The sequence below is a fragment of the Aquimonas voraii genome (assembly GCF_900101825.1).
GTDB classification, from domain to species: domain Bacteria; phylum Pseudomonadota; class Gammaproteobacteria; order Xanthomonadales; family Xanthomonadaceae; genus Aquimonas; species Aquimonas voraii.
In genome coordinates, this window is record NZ_FNAG01000002.1 from 342926 (window position 1) to 356508 (window position 13583).

Here is a 13583-nt window from a genome sequence, read left to right on the forward strand (position 1 = left end):
ATCCCGAATCCCGAATCCCGAATCCCTAAGCGCGCCTCAGAACAGCAGCGAAGCCATGCGGCGGCGCGCGCGGCCGACGAGGTCCTCGTCTTCCACGAGGTTGAAGGCCTCGATCAGGCTCTTGCGGGGCTGGCCCTCGCGCCAGGCGCGATCGCGCTTCAGCAGTTCGAGCAGGCTATCGAAGCCGGCCGCAGAGTCGCCGGCGACGATCTGGTGCACGCCGAGCAGGTGCAGGGCTTCAAGATCGTTCGGATCGGCTGCCAGTCGCGCCTGCAGGCCGATCGGGGCAGGCGCGCCGGTCAGCAGGCGGGCGAAGCCGAGGCTGGCGCGGCCGCGCTTGGCGCGTTCGTCGGTGGCGAGATTGGCGGGCAGGGCATCGAGCAGGGCTTCAGCCTCGGCGCTGTCGCCGGTGGACAACAGGGCCAGCGCCAGGTCGAGTTTGAGCTCAGCGCGCTCCGGCTCGGCCGCGATCTGCGCGCGCTGCTGCTCGACTCGCTCCTGCGGCAGCAGCTCCTGCACTTCGGCGACGGGCTCTGCCGCTGCGGCTTCGCGCGGCTGCACGCCGTGCTGCGCCAGGAAGGCGCGCAGCTGGGCTTCGGGCAGGGCGCCGGGAAAGCCGTCGACGATCTGGCCGTCCTTCAGCAGCAGGATGGTCGGCACCGAGCGGATGCCGACCATCGCCGCGAGCTGCTGTTCCTTGTCGACATCGACCTTGGCCAGCAGGAAGCCGCCGTCGTAATCGGTGGCGAGCTTCTCGAGGATCGGCTTGACCTGCTTGCAGGGGCCGCACCAGGTCGCCCAGAAGTCGACTAGCACCGGCACTTCCTTCGAGCGCAGGATGACCTCCTGCTCGAAGGTGGCGGTGGTGGCATCGAAACTGAAGGCGCTCTCGCTCATGGTGGGCTCCGCGTTGGGCATTGGGGGCGCGGCATCGTAACCGCCGCCCGCATGAGTGCGGGCGCATTCTTGACTTCACAAGAGCCCACCCCAGGCCAGGGACGGCATGCGAGCCGCCGGATGCACGCTCGCGTCGGCTGTTTCCCCGCGCGATGCCCGCGTGCTCGCCGCCACTTCGCTCCTTGCTGACCTGCTTCCGCGAGGCCTGGACTCGCACGCCGCGGCCCAGATTGCGCAGGAGATTGGCTTTTGGGCATCGCGGAGGTGCCGCTCTCCGCGGCCCCTGGGCGCGCGTGGCCACGCCAGCGTTGCTCTTCAGTTCGATGTCTAGCCGTCCAGCGAACGGAAATCCCGCGAACGTTTCTGCACCAGCCTCAGTGCCCACCGATCTGGCAGCAGCTGGGTGACGGCCTTGATCAGGCGGTTGGCACGGCCCGTGATGTGCACGACCTTGCCCGAGTCGAGTGCATCGAGGCCCTCGCGTGCCACATCCTCCGCGGTCATCCACATCCATTTCGGCATCTTCGAGACCTGCGGCCGCGTGCCGGTGATGTCGTGGAATTCCGAGTAGGTGAAGCCGGGGCAGAGCGCGCAGACACGCACGCCGCGCTCGGCGTTCTCGAGCGCGAGCGACTCGGAGAACTTGATCATGAAAGCCTTGGCAGCCGCATAGAGCGTGTGGCCTGCCGAGCCTGGCACATGCCCCGCCAACGAAGCCACGTTGAGGATTTCGCCGCGACCGCGCTCCTGCATGGCGGGCAGCAGTCGCCAGCTGAGTTCGCAGACCGAGGTCACCATCACCTGCAGGAAGCGCGCATGCTGATCCCAGCTGGGCACGTGGAAGGCGCCGGGTAACCCGTAGCCGGCATTGTTGACCAGGCCCTCCACCTCGAGCCCACGGTGCTTCAGGGTTTCGACAATCCGCTCGGGCGCCGAGGGGTCGGCAAGGTCGGCCGCCAGAATTTCCACAGGAACGTGGGCACGCAGGCTGTCCGCCAGCTGCTTGAGGCGGTCCTCGCGCCGCGCAAGCAGGATGAGCGGACGCCCACGGCGCGCGTACTCGCGGGCCAAGGCTTCGCCGATGCCCGCGGAGGCGCCGGTGATCAAGGTGTAGTGAACGGTCATGGGCAAGCTGTCCGGTCTCGTGGGCGCTAGAGCGTAGTTCGGCTCGGCCTGCCTGTGTGGGCCCTGGTGGTTGGAGCAAGGCGCTCTTCGGCCCGCCAGGTTGAGCTCGCAAGGACGCGGGGTTCCGCTGTGGGCGGCGGCAGCGCTCGGGGCCTTCCGCTGCGCAGTCTGGGTTCGGGCCTCCGCACGGTCGCGGTGCTCGCCGAGGGTGCGGTCGCCCATCGCAGCGCGTATCCTCCGCCGCCGTCGCGTTCCCATCAGTTACACGGAGCCCTCATGCGCACCCCGATTGTTGCCGGCAACTGGAAGCTCAATGGCAGTCGCAGCAGTGCTCGCGCTCTGCTTGATGCTGTTCTCAGTGGGGGGCTGCCAGCGGGGGTGCGGGTCCCGGTTTTCCCACCGATGGCCTACCTCGCCGAGCTCATCAGGGCCTACGAGGGAAGCCCTTTGGAGTTCGGGGCGCAGGATGTGTCCGAGCATGCCAAGGGCGCCTACACCGGCGAGGTTTCGGCCGTCATGCTGGCGGATATCGGTGCGCGCTGGACCCTGGTCGGACACAGCGAGCGTCGTGCCTACCATGGCGAGAGTTCGGTGCTGGTGGCGCGCAAGGCGCGGGCGGCGGTGGAGGCTGGGCTGACTGCGGTGATCTGCCTGGGCGAAACGCTGGAAGAACGCCAGTCGGAGGCCACGGACGCGGTGCTCCGGGCCCAGCTGCAGCCGGTGCTCGCGCTCGGCGGCGAAGTGCTGTCGCGCTGCGTGTTGGCGTACGAGCCCGTCTGGGCGATCGGTACGGGTCTGACCGCGAGTCCGCAACAGGCGCAGCAGGCCCACGCATTCCTCCGTAGCGAAATCGCCTCGGTCGATGCTAATATGGCGAACTCGCTGGTCATCCTGTACGGCGGCAGCGTCAAGCCGGACAATGCAACGGCGCTGTTCGCACAGCAGGATGTCGATGGCGGCCTGATTGGCGGCGCTTCATTGGTCGCTGCTGATTTCCTCGGGATCGCGGCGGCAGCCGCGGCCCGCGGTTAAACCCGATACGCAACGAACTCAATGTCATCCACTGTCCTGACCCTCGCCAACATCCTTTACGTTCTGGTCTCCGTGGCCATGATCGTGATGATCCTCCTGCAGCGCGGTGCAGGTGCGGCCGCCGGATCCGGCTTTGGAGCGGGTGCCTCGGCCACGGTGTTCGGTGCTCGCGGTTCCGCCAATTTTTTGTCGAAGTCGACGGCGATCCTCGCGACCCTGTTCTTCGTCATCAGCCTCGGTATGGCAATGTACGTCGCTCGGGGCGGCCTGCAGCGTGCGTCAGGCGATGACCTCGGTGTGATGGGTCAGATCGACGCACCTGCGGCACAGATCCCTGAAGCCGCCGCCGCTCCGGCGTCCGTCATTCCGGCGGCTCAACCTGAGGCGGGCTCGCCGGTGTCGCCGGCTGCCGCTGAAGCGGCGCCAGCTGAGGTGGGCGTCGAGTCCGTGGAGAGGGCGGAAGAAGAGCAAAATCCCCCGTCGGAGGGTGGGTCCGGCGAGTGATCGCCTGATACAATCCGACTGCGCTGGAGTGGGCGTGCAAGGCGCCATCCAGTGATCCCTTGCCCAGGTGGTGGAATTGGTAGACACACTATCTTGAGGGGGTAGCGGCGCAAGCTGTGCGGGTTCGAGTCCCGCCCTGGGCACCAACATCCTGAAACGGCAGCGGAGCTGCACTCGCGCTCTCCGCTGCGCTGATGCGCCCCATCGCGGCGCGGAGGTGGCGACGCGTGTTGGCCGATTACCTGCCGATCCTGATGTTCCTCGGCGTAGCTGCCGGCATTGGCGTGGTCCTGCTCTTCTTGGGCTGGCTGCTGGGTCCGAAGTCGCCGGATGGCGAGAAGGGCTCTCCTTACGAGTGTGGCTTCGAGGCCTTCGAAGACGCGCGCATGAAGTTCGATGTGCGCTTTTACCTCGTCGCCATCCTCTTCATCATCTTCGATCTCGAGATCGCCTTCCTGTTTCCGTGGGCGCTGGTGTTCAAGGACATCGGTGTGACCGCGATTGCAGCCATGGCAGTGTTCCTGGGCATCCTCGTGATCGGCTTCGTCTACGAATGGAAGAAGGGAGCGCTGGAATGGGAGTGAGCCAGCTGCTGCACAACCCCGAGCCGATCGGTCGCCTCGACGACATCCTCCGGCCCGAGGGCGAGAACCCGCTGCTGGAGCGCGGATTCGTGACCACTTCTGTCGACGCGCTGCTGAACTGGGCACGCACAGGTTCGATGTGGCCGATGACCTTCGGTCTTGCCTGTTGCGCGGTCGAGATGATGCACGCCGGCATGTCGCGGCTCGACCTGGATCGGTATGGAGTGATTTTCCGCCCGTCACCGCGCCAGTCCGACGTGATGATCGTGGCCGGCACCCTGGTCAACAAGATGGCCCCGGCCCTGCGCAAGGTCTACGACCAGATGCCCAACCCCAAGTGGGTGATTTCCATGGGCAGCTGCGCCAACGGCGGTGGTTATTACCACTACTCCTACTCGGTGGTCCGCGGCTGCGATCGCGTGGTGCCGGTCGACGTCTATGTGCCGGGCTGTCCGCCCACGGCCGAGGCCTTGATCTACGGCATCCTGCAGCTGCAGAAGAAGATCCGCCGCACCAACACGATCGCGCGCTGAGCAGGCCATGGCAGACGAAACTTCCACCCTGGCCGAGCGCCTGCGCGCCCGCTTTGACGGCAAACTCGCGAAGATCTCTGTCGAGCGCGACGAGACCACCATCGAGGTCGCGCCCGACGGCTTGATCGAGGTTTGCCGCAGCCTGCGTGACGACCCCGAGTTCCGCTTCGAGCAGCTGGTCGACGTCTGCGGCGTCGACTACCTCGGCTTCGGCGACGCCGAATGGGACACCTCTGACGTCACCGACGAGGGGTTCTCGCGAGGCGTCGAGGGTTTCGGCCCCGGTCGCTTCAACTGGGAGCAGCGTCCCGCCGTGTCCGCCGGTGCTGGTCGATTCGCCGCAGTGATCCACCTGCTTTCGATCGTCCACAACCGCCGCCTGCGCGTGCGCTGTTTCGGCGCCGACGATGCGCTGCCGGTCGTGCCTAGCGTCACCGAACTGTGGCCGGGCGCCAACTGGTTCGAGCGCGAGGCGTTCGATCTTTACGGCATCGTTTTTGAGGGTCACCCGGACCTGCGCCGCATTCTCACCGATTACGGTTTCGTCGGTCATCCATTCCGAAAGGATTTCCCGCTGATCGGCAACGTCGAAGTGCGCTACGACCCGGAGAAAGGTCGCGTGGTGTACGAGCCGGTCAGCATCGATCCTCGCGTCGGCGTGCCGCGCGTGGTCCGCCACGATTCCCGCTACGAGCAGGCGCAGGCCGAGCGCAGCGCAGGGCAGGGCAAGTAAGCCATGCAGGAAATCCGCAACTACACGATGAACTTCGGCCCGCAGCATCCGGCGGCCCACGGCGTGCTTCGCCTGGTGCTGGAGCTGGACGGCGAGACAGTGGTGCGCGCCGACCCCCACGTGGGCCTGCTGCATCGTGGTACCGAGAAGTTGGCCGAGTCGAAGCCCTTCAACCAGTCGATCGGCTACATGGATCGCCTGGACTACGTCTCGATGATGTGCAACGAGCACGCCTACGTGCGTGCCATCGAGAACCTGCTGGGAATCCAGGCGCCGGAACGTGCGCAGTGGATCCGCACCATGTTCGACGAGATCACCCGCATCCTGAATCACCTCATGTGGGTGGGTTCGAACGGCCTCGATCTCGGCGCGATGGCGGTGATCCTGTACGCCTTCCGCGAGCGCGAAGAGCTGATGGACTGCTACGAGGCGGTCTCGGGCGCGCGGATGCACGCGGCCTACTACCGTCCGGGTGGTGTGTATCGCGACCTGCCGGAGCGCATGCCGCAGTACAAGGAATCGCCCTGGGCCAAGGGCAAGGAGCTGAAGCGCCGCAACGCCTGGCGCGAGGGCTCCATGCTCGATTTCCTCGAGGCGTTCACCGACGACTTCCCCTCGAAGATCGACGAATACGAAATCCTGCTCACCGACAACCGCATCTGGAAGCAGCGCACCGTCGGCATCGGTGTGGTCAGCCCTGACCATGCCCTCGCTTGGGGCATGAGCGGACCAATGCTGCGCGGCTCCGGCATTGCCTGGGACCTGCGCAAGAAGCAGCCCTACGCCAAGTACGCAGAAGTCGATTTCGACATCCCGGTGGGTGTCAACGGTGACTGCTACGACCGCTACCTCGTGCGTATCGAAGAGATGCGCCAGAGCAACCGCATCATCAAGCAGTGCATCCAGTGGCTCCGCGCCAATCCGGGCCCGGTGATGCTGAAGAACTTCAAGGTGTCGCCGCCCTCCCGCGAGGAGATGAAGGACGACATGGAAGCCTTGATCCACCACTTCAAGCTGTTCACCGAGGGCTATTGCGTGCCGGCCGGCGAGACCTACGCCGCGGTCGAGGCGCCCAAGGGTGAGTTCGGCTGCTACCTGATTTCCGACGGTGCCAACAAGCCATTCCGCGTGAAGCTGCGTGCGCCGGGTTTCGCCCATCTGTCTTCGATGGACTCGATCGTGCGCGGACACATGCTGCCTGACGTGGTGGCGATGATCGGCACCTATGACGTCGTGTTTGGAGAGATCGACCGATGAAGGCCAGCGGCAACTTCGAAGCGGTACGCGAGGTCGACCCGCTCGCCGTGCTCAGCGAGCACACCCGCCACCACATCGACCACTGGGTCGCCAAGTTCCCGCCGGATCGCAAGCGCTCGGCGCTGATCCAAGGCTTGATGGCGGCGCAGGAGCAGAACGGCGGCTACCTGACAGACGAATTGGTGACGGCGGTCGCGCGCTACCTCGATCTGCCCTCGGTCTGGGCCTACGAGGTCGCCAGCTTCTACTCGATGTTCGAGCTGAAGCCGGTAGGCCGCAACAACGTGGCGATCTGCACCAACATCAGCTGCTGGCTGAACGGCGCCGAGGATCTGGTCGCCCATGTCGAGAAGCGTCTGGGCATCAAGCTGGGCGAGAGCACCCCGGACGGCCGCATCTACCTCAAGCGCGAGGAAGAGTGCCTGGCCGCCTGCTGCGGGGCGCCGATGATGGTGGTCAATGGCCACTACCACGAGAAACTCACCCCGGCATCGATGGACCAGATCCTGGATTCGCTGAAGTAAGGGCCGCCGGCCGCGACGTTTGGACACCGAACGCCGCGCCGCACCTGCTTTGGCAGGCCTGTCGCCATCCCGCGGCGGGCAGATGAGGAAGAGGCGAGAAGGCAATGGCGTACGGACCGGAACCGCAAGAGCACAGCGTCGTCTACACCACGCTTCACTTCGAGAAGCCGTGGAGCTATGAGAACTACCTGAAAGTGGGTGGTTATCAGGCGCTGCGTCGCGTGCTGACCGAGAAGATCCCGCAGGAGCAGGTGATCGACATGGTCAAGCAGAGCGGCCTGCGCGGCCGCGGCGGGGCAGGCTTTCCGGCCGGTCTCAAGTGGAGCTTCATGCCGCGCAACGCGCCGGGCCAGAAGTACATCCTCTGCAACTCCGACGAGTCCGAGCCCGGCACCTGCAAGGATCGCGACATCCTGCGCTACAACCCGCACGCGGTGATCGAGGGCATGGCGATTGCCTGCTACGCCACCGGCAGCACCGTGGCCTACAACTACCTGCGCGGCGAGTTCCATCACGAGCCCTTCGAGCACTTCGAGGAAGCGCTGAAGGAGGCCTATGCCAACGGCTGGCTGGGCAAGAACGTGCTGGGGTCGGGCGTCGACATCGACATCTATGCCGCCCTCGGCGCCGGCGCCTACATCTGCGGCGAAGAAACCGCGCTGATGGAATCGCTGGAAGGCAAGAAGGGCCAGCCGCGCTTCAAGCCGCCGTTCCCCGCCAACTTCGGTCTGTTCGGCCGTCCGACCACGATCAACAACACCGAGACCTATGCCTCGGTGCCGGCGATCCTCCGCAACGGCCCCGAGTGGTTCCTGAACCTCGGCAAGCCCAACAACGGTGGACCGAAGGTGTTCTCGGTGTCGGGCCACGTCAACAACCCCGGCAACTTCGAGATCCGCCTGGGCACGCCCTTCAAGGACCTGCTGGCCATGGCGGGCGGCGTCCGTGGTGGCCGCAAGCTGAAGGCGGTGATCCCCGGCGGTTCGTCGATGCCGGTGCTGCCGGCCGACACCATCATGGAGCTGACCATGGACTACGATGCCCTGCAGAAGGCGGGCTCGGGTCTGGGTTCGGGTGCCGTGATCGTGATGGACGAGACCACCTGCATGGTCAAGGCCTGCCGCCGCATCTCGCAGTTCTACTACAAGGAAAGCTGCGGCCAGTGCACGCCCTGCCGCGAAGGCACGGGCTGGATGTACCGCGTGCTCTCGCGCATCGTCGAAGGCAAGGGCACGGTCGAAGACATCCACATGCTCAAGGCTGCCGCCGGCCAGATCGAAGGCCACACCATCTGTGCCTTCGGCGAAGCCGCTGCCTGGCCGGTGCAGGGCTTCCTGCGCCACTACTGGCATGAGTTCGAGTACTACGTGACCCACGGCCGATCGATGGTCGAGTCCCAGCTTGGAGCCGCCGCATGAGCGCCGCGCCGTCTGCGCCCAACGTGGCGCCCGACCAGGTCAACATCGAGATCGACGGCACCGCGATGGCGGTGCCCAAGGGCTCGATGATCATCGAGGCCGCCGACAAGGCCGGCATTCCGATCCCGCGCTTCTGCTACCACAAGAAGCTGCCGATCGCGGCCAACTGTCGCATGTGCCTGGTCGATGTCGAGAAGATGCCCAAGCCCGCGCCGGCCTGCGCCACGCCGGTGATGGAGGGCATGAAGATCTACACGCAGTCCAAGCGTGCGCTCGACTCGCAGCGCAACGTCATGGAATTCCTGCTGATCAACCATCCGCTCGACTGTCCGATCTGCGACCAGGGCGGCGAGTGCGAGCTGCAGGACGTCGCGATGGGCTACGGCCGCTCGGTCAGCCGTTTCGTCGAGCGCAAGCGCGTGGTGCCTGACGAGAACGTCGGCCCGCTGGTCGCCACCGACATGACCCGCTGCATCCACTGCACCCGCTGCGTGCGCTTTGTCGGCGAGATCGCCGGCACCTATGAGCTGGGCGGCATGGGGCGCGGCGATCGGCTTGAGATCGGCACCTACATCGGCAAGAACATCGACAGCGAGCTGTCCGGCAACATCATCGATGTCTGCCCGGTCGGCGCGCTGACCAACAAGCCTTTCCGCTACCGCGCCCGCGCCTGGGAACTGGCCGCGCGCGAGTCGATCGGCTACCACGATGCGCTGGGCTCCAATCTCTACCTGCACGTGCGCCGCGGCGAAGTGATGCGCGTGGTGCCGCGCGACAACGAGTCGATCAACGAGAGCTGGCTGTCGGATCGCGACCGCTACAGCCACACCGGACTGACCGCCGCCGATCGCGCCACCACCGCCCTGGTCCGCGAGGGCGCGAACTGGAAAGAGGTCAGCCTGGAGCAGGGCGTCGCTCGCGCCGCCGATCTGCTGCGTGCAGCCAGCGGTGAGCAGACCGGCATGCTGGTGCATCCCTCGACCTCGCTGGAAGAGGGCGCCCTGCTGGCGCGGCTCGCCGCGGGTCTCGGTTGCGGCAACATCGACCATCGCCTCGGCACGCTGGACTTCGCCGACGCTCCGGTGGCTGCGGCATTCGAACTGCCGCTGGCCGAAGTCGAGCAGGCGCGCGCCGTTCTGCTGGTCGGCTGCAATCCGCGTCTTGAGGCACCGATCCTCGGCCACCGCATCCGCAAGGCCTCTAAGGGCGGCGCGAAGATCAGCGCGATCAACCCGGTTGACTTCGATTTCAACTTCGACCTGAGCCACAAGGCCATCGTCGCGCCGCAGGCGATGACCGAGTCGCTGGCGGCCGTGCTGGCCGCGGCGGGCGGAGCTGCTGAGGGTTTGCCCGCTGAACTGGCGTCGCTCGTCGCCAATGTGCAGGTCGAGGACGGTCATCGCGCGGTGGCTGAGCAGCTGAAATCGGCGAGTGTGGCTCTGATCCAGCTGGGTGAAAGCGCAGTTGGCCATGCCAATGCTTCGTGGCTGCGCGCGCTGGCGTCCGCGCTGTCGCGCGCCACCGGTGCGCGCCTGAACGTTCTGGAGCGTGGTGCCAATGCGCTGGGCCTGGCGCGCGCCGGCGTACTGCCCAAGGGCCTCGACGCCCGCGCCATGTTTGCGCAGCCGCGCAGCAGCTATATGCTCTACGGCGTCGAGCCCGAGTTCGACTTCGCCGACAACACCTTGGCCCTGCAGGCTTTGTCGCAGGCCAAGCAGGTCGTGGCTTTCAGTGCTTTCGTCACCGAGACGCTCAAGCGTTGCGCCAATGTGATCCTGCCGATCGCCCTGCTGCCCGAGATCGAGGCCAGCCTGATCAACGCACAGGGGCAGACCCAGCTCGTCAGCGCCGGGGCCAAGGCGCCGGGCGAAGCGCGTGCGGGCTGGCGTCTGCTGCGTGCGCTGGGTGAGGCCATGAAGCTGGACGGCTTCGACTTCATCGACATCCACGGTTTGCGCGCCGGGATCACCCTGTCCGAGCCCAAGGGCGGGGCAGGGCTGTCGAAGCGCGAGCCTGTCGAAGGCCTGCAGCGTATCGCCACTACGCCGATCTACCGGTCCGATGCTGTGCTGCGTCGCGCCGAGCCGCTCAACGCCCACAGTCTGACTCGCGGTCCGCGTGTGCTGCTGAACGCAGCGGATGCGCTGGCGGCGGGCCTGTCCAATGGCGCGATGGCCAAGGTCGGCGACGGTCGCGGCCAGGCCACCCTGCAGGTCGAGGTCAGTGGCCGCGTGCCGCGCGGCGCGGTCTGGATCGAAACCGGCTACGGCGCGACCGCGCCGCTCGCGCCCGCGGGCGCGCTCACCGTGGCAAAGGTCTAAGGCCCCATGCTGTCGCTCATCGAACCCATCCGCGAGTTCTTCCTCGGCTTCGGCGACATCGGGCTGCTGGTCTGGACCCTGATCAAGATCCTCTGCATCACCGTGCCGCTGATTCTCGGCGTCGCCTACTTCACCCTGTTCGAGCGCAAGGTGATCGGCTGGATGCACGTGCGTCAGGGGCCGGTCTACGTTGGGCGCGTGTTCGGCATCGGCTTCATCCAGCCCTTCGCCGACGTGTTCAAGCTGCTGTTCAAGGAAGTGGTGCTGCCAAGCAACGCCAACCTGTTCCTGTTTCGCCTGGCCCCCGTGCTGGCGCTGGCTCCTGCCTTCGCGGCCTGGGCGGTGGTGCCTTTCGAGGACGGCATGGTGCTGGCCGATATCAATGCCGGCCTGCTGATGCTGCTGGCGATGACGTCGATGGGCGTGTACGGCGTGATCATCGCCGGCTGGGCCTCGAACTCGAAGTACGCCTTCCTGGGCGCGATGCGTTCGGCGGCGCAGGTGGTCAGCTACGAAATCGCCATGGGCTTCGCGCTCGTCGGCGTGCTGGTCGCATCGGGCAGCCTCAACCTGAGCGCGATCGTCAACGCGCAGGGCGGTGACGCTGGCTTCTTCGAATGGTTCTGGCTGCCGCTGCTGCCGCTGTTCGTCATCTATTTCATCTCGGGCGTGGCCGAGACCAACCGCGCGCCCTTCGACGTCGCCGAAGGCGAGTCGGAGATCGTCGCCGGTTTCCATGTCGAGTACGCGGGTTCGGCCTTCTCGGTGTTCTTCCTCGCCGAGTACGCCAACATGATCCTAATCAGCTTCCTGGCGGCCCTGCTGTTCCTGGGCGGCTGGCTGTCGCCCTTCCAGGGCTGGACCGATTCCTGGTTGGGCCAGCCCAGCGTGATCTGGCTGCTCGCCAAGGCCGTGCTGTTCGCCTTCTTCTACGTGTGGTTCCGCGCCAGCTTCCCGCGCTACCGCTACGACCAGATCATGCGTCTGGGCTGGAAGGTGTTCATCCCCATCACCATCGTCTGGATCCTCGTCGCCGCCTGGGCGGTGCACGCGGGCTGGTTCACGGCCAACGCCTGAGGATGACCGAATGAACCGCGTTGTTTCCTACTTCAAGAGCCTGCTGCTGATCGAGCTGCTGCAGGGCATGTGGCTGACGCTGAAGTACTTCTTCAAGCCGAAGTACACGCTGGCCTATCCCTTCGAGAAGATCCCGCAGTCGCCGCGCTTCCGCGGCCTGCACGCGCTGCGCCGCTACCCCAACGGCGAAGAGCGCTGCATCGCCTGCAAGCTGTGCGAGGCGGTGTGCCCGGCGCTGGCGATTACGATCGACTCGGAACCGCGCGAGGATGGCAGCCGCCGCACCACGCGCTACGACATCGACCTGTTCAAGTGCATCTTCTGCGGCTTCTGCGAGGAGAGCTGTCCGGTTGACTCGATCGTGGAAACCCACATCCACGAGTACCACTTCGAGAAGCGCGGCGAGAACATCGTCACCAAGCCGCAGCTGCTGGCCATCGGCGACCGCCTGGAGGCGGAGATCGCCGAGCGCCGCTCGCTCGACTCGGCCTACCGCTGATCCAGGCCTGCGCCTGAACGACCTGGAGCCCCCGGCATGAGCTATCCCCTGATCGCCTTCTACCTGTTTGCCAGCGTCGCCGTACTGTCGGCGCTGTCGGTCGTGTCCGTGCGCAACCCCGTGCACGCGGTGCTGTTCCTGATCCTCACCTTCTTCTCCAGCGCCTGCCTGTGGATCCTGGCCGACGCCGAGTTCCTCGGCATCGCCCTGGTGCTGGTCTATGTGGGCGCGGTGATGGTGCTGTTCCTGTTCGTGGTGATGATGCTGGACATCAAGTTCGCGCCGCTGCGCGAGGGCTTCGCCCGCTACCTGCCCGTCGGCATCGTGGTCGGCATCGTGATGGCGCTCGAGATGATCGCGCTGATCGGCCTGGCGCGCTTCGGCGAGACCCTGCCGGCGACCGATCCGGCGACCGCCGCTGGCATGTCCAACACCGAGTGGCTGGGTCGAGCGCTGTTCACTGAGTATCTGTATCCGTTCGAGTTGGCGGCGGTGATCCTCACCGTGGCCATCGTCGCTGCCATCGCGATCACCCTGCGTCGGCGGATCAACGTCAAGGCCCAGGACCCGGGCCGCCAGGTGATGGTGCGCCGCGAGGACCGTATCCGCCTCGTCAAGATGAAGGCCGAAACCCCGGAGGCCCGCCAGTGATCACCCTAGGCCATTACCTCGCTGTGGGCGCCGTGCTGTTCTGTATCGGCGTCGGAGGCATCTTCATCAACCGCAAGAACATGATCGTGCTGCTGATGAGCATCGAGCTCATCCTGCTGGCAGTGAACATGAACTTCATCGGCTTCTCGCGCCACCTGGGCAGCGTCGATGGCCAGCTGTTCGTGTTTTTCATCCTCACCGTGGCGGCGGCGGAGGCTGCGATCGGTCTGGCGATCCTGGTGGCGCTGTTCCGCGCGCGGTCGACGATCAATGTCGGCGAACTTGACTCGATGAAAGGGTGAGGCCCGCGCGAGCCACGGGCTCGCGCAGGCCGAACGCCCGCGCAAGGATGCGCGGGCCGGGGGTCGGAAACCCTCGGGTGAGCGCCACGGATGGCAGCGAGAAGCTGGATTCAAGGCGAGTGCGAG

Annotated in this window: 15 protein-coding genes and 1 tRNA gene; 14 read left to right on the forward strand and 2 right to left on the reverse strand. The window is 66.0% G+C overall.

What is annotated here, in order from left to right; all coding sequences use genetic code 11:
• Nucleotides 1–36: 36 nt before the first annotated feature.
• Entirely contained in the window at nt 37–897 is an 861-nt protein-coding gene (gene trxA, locus BLP83_RS06100) for a thioredoxin (RefSeq protein WP_091240887.1), read from the reverse strand.
• A 327-nt stretch (nt 898–1224) separates the two neighbouring features.
• Nucleotides 1225–2022 carry an SDR family NAD(P)-dependent oxidoreductase gene (locus BLP83_RS06105; protein ID WP_091240145.1) on the reverse strand — a complete coding sequence of 266 codons (798 nt, stop codon included), beginning with the start codon at nt 2020–2022 and terminating at the stop codon, nt 1225–1227.
• Between the two features lie 276 nt (nt 2023–2298).
• On the opposite strand from BLP83_RS06105, the gene tpiA reads away from it, so the two are divergent.
• The 14 genes from tpiA (at nt 2299) to nuoK (ending at nt 13457) form a co-directional block, all read left to right on the forward strand.
• Entirely contained in the window at nt 2299–3054 is a 756-nt protein-coding gene (tpiA, locus tag BLP83_RS06110) for a triose-phosphate isomerase (RefSeq protein ID WP_091240148.1), read from the forward strand.
• 21 nt (nt 3055–3075) lie between these two features.
• Nucleotides 3076–3558, forward strand: coding sequence for a preprotein translocase subunit SecG (gene secG / locus BLP83_RS06115; protein ID WP_091240150.1), 483 nt, complete (start codon nt 3076–3078; stop codon nt 3556–3558).
• A 61-nt stretch (nt 3559–3619) separates the two neighbouring features.
• Nucleotides 3620–3704, forward strand: a tRNA-Leu gene (locus BLP83_RS06120).
• An 81-nt stretch (nt 3705–3785) separates the two neighbouring features.
• Nucleotides 3786–4142: an NADH-quinone oxidoreductase subunit A gene (locus BLP83_RS06125; protein WP_091240152.1), complete on the forward strand. Its 357-nt coding sequence runs from the start codon at nt 3786–3788 to the stop codon at nt 4140–4142.
• On the forward strand, nt 4133–4675 hold the full coding sequence (locus tag BLP83_RS06130) for a NuoB/complex I 20 kDa subunit family protein (RefSeq protein WP_091240155.1): 543 nt from the start codon (nt 4133–4135) through the stop codon (nt 4673–4675). The genes BLP83_RS06125 and BLP83_RS06130 overlap by 10 nt, the downstream gene beginning before the upstream one ends.
• A gap of 7 nt (nt 4676–4682) precedes the next feature.
• The gene (locus BLP83_RS06135) at nt 4683–5408 is read left to right on the forward strand and encodes an NADH-quinone oxidoreductase subunit C (RefSeq protein ID WP_091240157.1); all 726 of its coding nucleotides are present in this window, start codon (nt 4683–4685) and stop codon (nt 5406–5408) included.
• A 3-nt stretch (nt 5409–5411) separates the two neighbouring features.
• Nucleotides 5412–6665: an NADH-quinone oxidoreductase subunit D gene (locus BLP83_RS06140; RefSeq protein WP_091240159.1), complete on the forward strand. Its 1254-nt coding sequence runs from the start codon at nt 5412–5414 to the stop codon at nt 6663–6665.
• Nucleotides 6662–7189, forward strand: a complete 528-nt coding sequence (nuoE, locus tag BLP83_RS06145) for an NADH-quinone oxidoreductase subunit NuoE (RefSeq protein WP_091240162.1) — start codon at nt 6662–6664, stop codon at nt 7187–7189. The genes BLP83_RS06140 and nuoE overlap by 4 nt, the downstream gene beginning before the upstream one ends.
• Before the next feature lie 104 nt (nt 7190–7293).
• The gene (gene nuoF / locus BLP83_RS06150; protein WP_091240164.1) at nt 7294–8607 is read left to right on the forward strand and encodes an NADH-quinone oxidoreductase subunit NuoF; all 1314 of its coding nucleotides are present in this window, start codon (nt 7294–7296) and stop codon (nt 8605–8607) included.
• Nucleotides 8604–10928, forward strand: coding sequence for an NADH-quinone oxidoreductase subunit NuoG (gene nuoG, locus BLP83_RS06155; protein ID WP_091240168.1), 2325 nt, complete (start codon nt 8604–8606; stop codon nt 10926–10928). Before nuoF ends, nuoG begins: the two co-directional genes overlap by 4 nt.
• A 6-nt stretch (nt 10929–10934) precedes the next feature.
• Complete coding sequence (gene nuoH / locus BLP83_RS06160) at nt 10935–12005, forward strand: NADH-quinone oxidoreductase subunit NuoH (protein ID WP_091240170.1); 1071 nt, start codon at nt 10935–10937, stop codon at nt 12003–12005.
• Nucleotides 12006–12015: 10 nt separating this feature from the next.
• A complete protein-coding gene (gene nuoI, locus BLP83_RS06165; RefSeq protein ID WP_091240176.1) occupies nt 12016–12504 on the forward strand; it encodes an NADH-quinone oxidoreductase subunit NuoI in 489 nt (162 codons plus the stop codon).
• A gap of 36 nt (nt 12505–12540) precedes the next feature.
• Nucleotides 12541–13155, forward strand: coding sequence for an NADH-quinone oxidoreductase subunit J (locus BLP83_RS06170; RefSeq protein WP_091240178.1), 615 nt, complete (start codon nt 12541–12543; stop codon nt 13153–13155).
• Nucleotides 13152–13457, forward strand: coding sequence for an NADH-quinone oxidoreductase subunit NuoK (gene nuoK / locus BLP83_RS06175; RefSeq protein WP_091240181.1), 306 nt, complete (start codon nt 13152–13154; stop codon nt 13455–13457). The genes BLP83_RS06170 and nuoK overlap by 4 nt, the downstream gene beginning before the upstream one ends.
• The last annotated feature ends 126 nt before the right edge of the window (nt 13458–13583 follow it).

What these genes read in the sequence shown, in the direction of transcription:
- tpiA (WP_091240148.1), top strand. Translation starts at nt 2,299, where the DNA reads ATGCGCACCCCGATTGTTGCCGGCAACTGGAAGCTCAATGGCAGTCGC.
- nuoE (WP_091240162.1), top strand. Translation starts at nt 6,662, where the DNA reads ATGAAGGCCAGCGGCAACTTCGAAGCGGTACGCGAGGTCGACCCGCTC.
- nuoG (WP_091240168.1), top strand. Translation starts at nt 8,604, where the DNA reads ATGAGCGCCGCGCCGTCTGCGCCCAACGTGGCGCCCGACCAGGTCAAC.
- BLP83_RS06140 (WP_091240159.1), top strand. Translation starts at nt 5,412, where the DNA reads ATGCAGGAAATCCGCAACTACACGATGAACTTCGGCCCGCAGCATCCG.
- nuoH (WP_091240170.1), top strand. Translation starts at nt 10,935, where the DNA reads ATGCTGTCGCTCATCGAACCCATCCGCGAGTTCTTCCTCGGCTTCGGC.
- BLP83_RS06105 (WP_091240145.1), bottom strand. Translation starts at nt 2,022, where the DNA reads ATGACCGTTCACTACACCTTGATCACCGGCGCCTCCGCGGGCATCGGC.
- BLP83_RS06170 (WP_091240178.1), top strand. Translation starts at nt 12,541, where the DNA reads ATGAGCTATCCCCTGATCGCCTTCTACCTGTTTGCCAGCGTCGCCGTA.
- nuoI (WP_091240176.1), top strand. Translation starts at nt 12,016, where the DNA reads ATGAACCGCGTTGTTTCCTACTTCAAGAGCCTGCTGCTGATCGAGCTG.
- nuoF (WP_091240164.1), top strand. Translation starts at nt 7,294, where the DNA reads ATGGCGTACGGACCGGAACCGCAAGAGCACAGCGTCGTCTACACCACG.
- BLP83_RS06130 (WP_091240155.1), top strand. Translation starts at nt 4,133, where the DNA reads ATGGGAGTGAGCCAGCTGCTGCACAACCCCGAGCCGATCGGTCGCCTC.
- BLP83_RS06135 (WP_091240157.1), top strand. Translation starts at nt 4,683, where the DNA reads ATGGCAGACGAAACTTCCACCCTGGCCGAGCGCCTGCGCGCCCGCTTT.
- secG (WP_091240150.1), top strand. Translation starts at nt 3,076, where the DNA reads ATGTCATCCACTGTCCTGACCCTCGCCAACATCCTTTACGTTCTGGTC.
- trxA (WP_091240887.1), bottom strand. Translation starts at nt 897, where the DNA reads ATGAGCGAGAGCGCCTTCAGTTTCGATGCCACCACCGCCACCTTCGAG.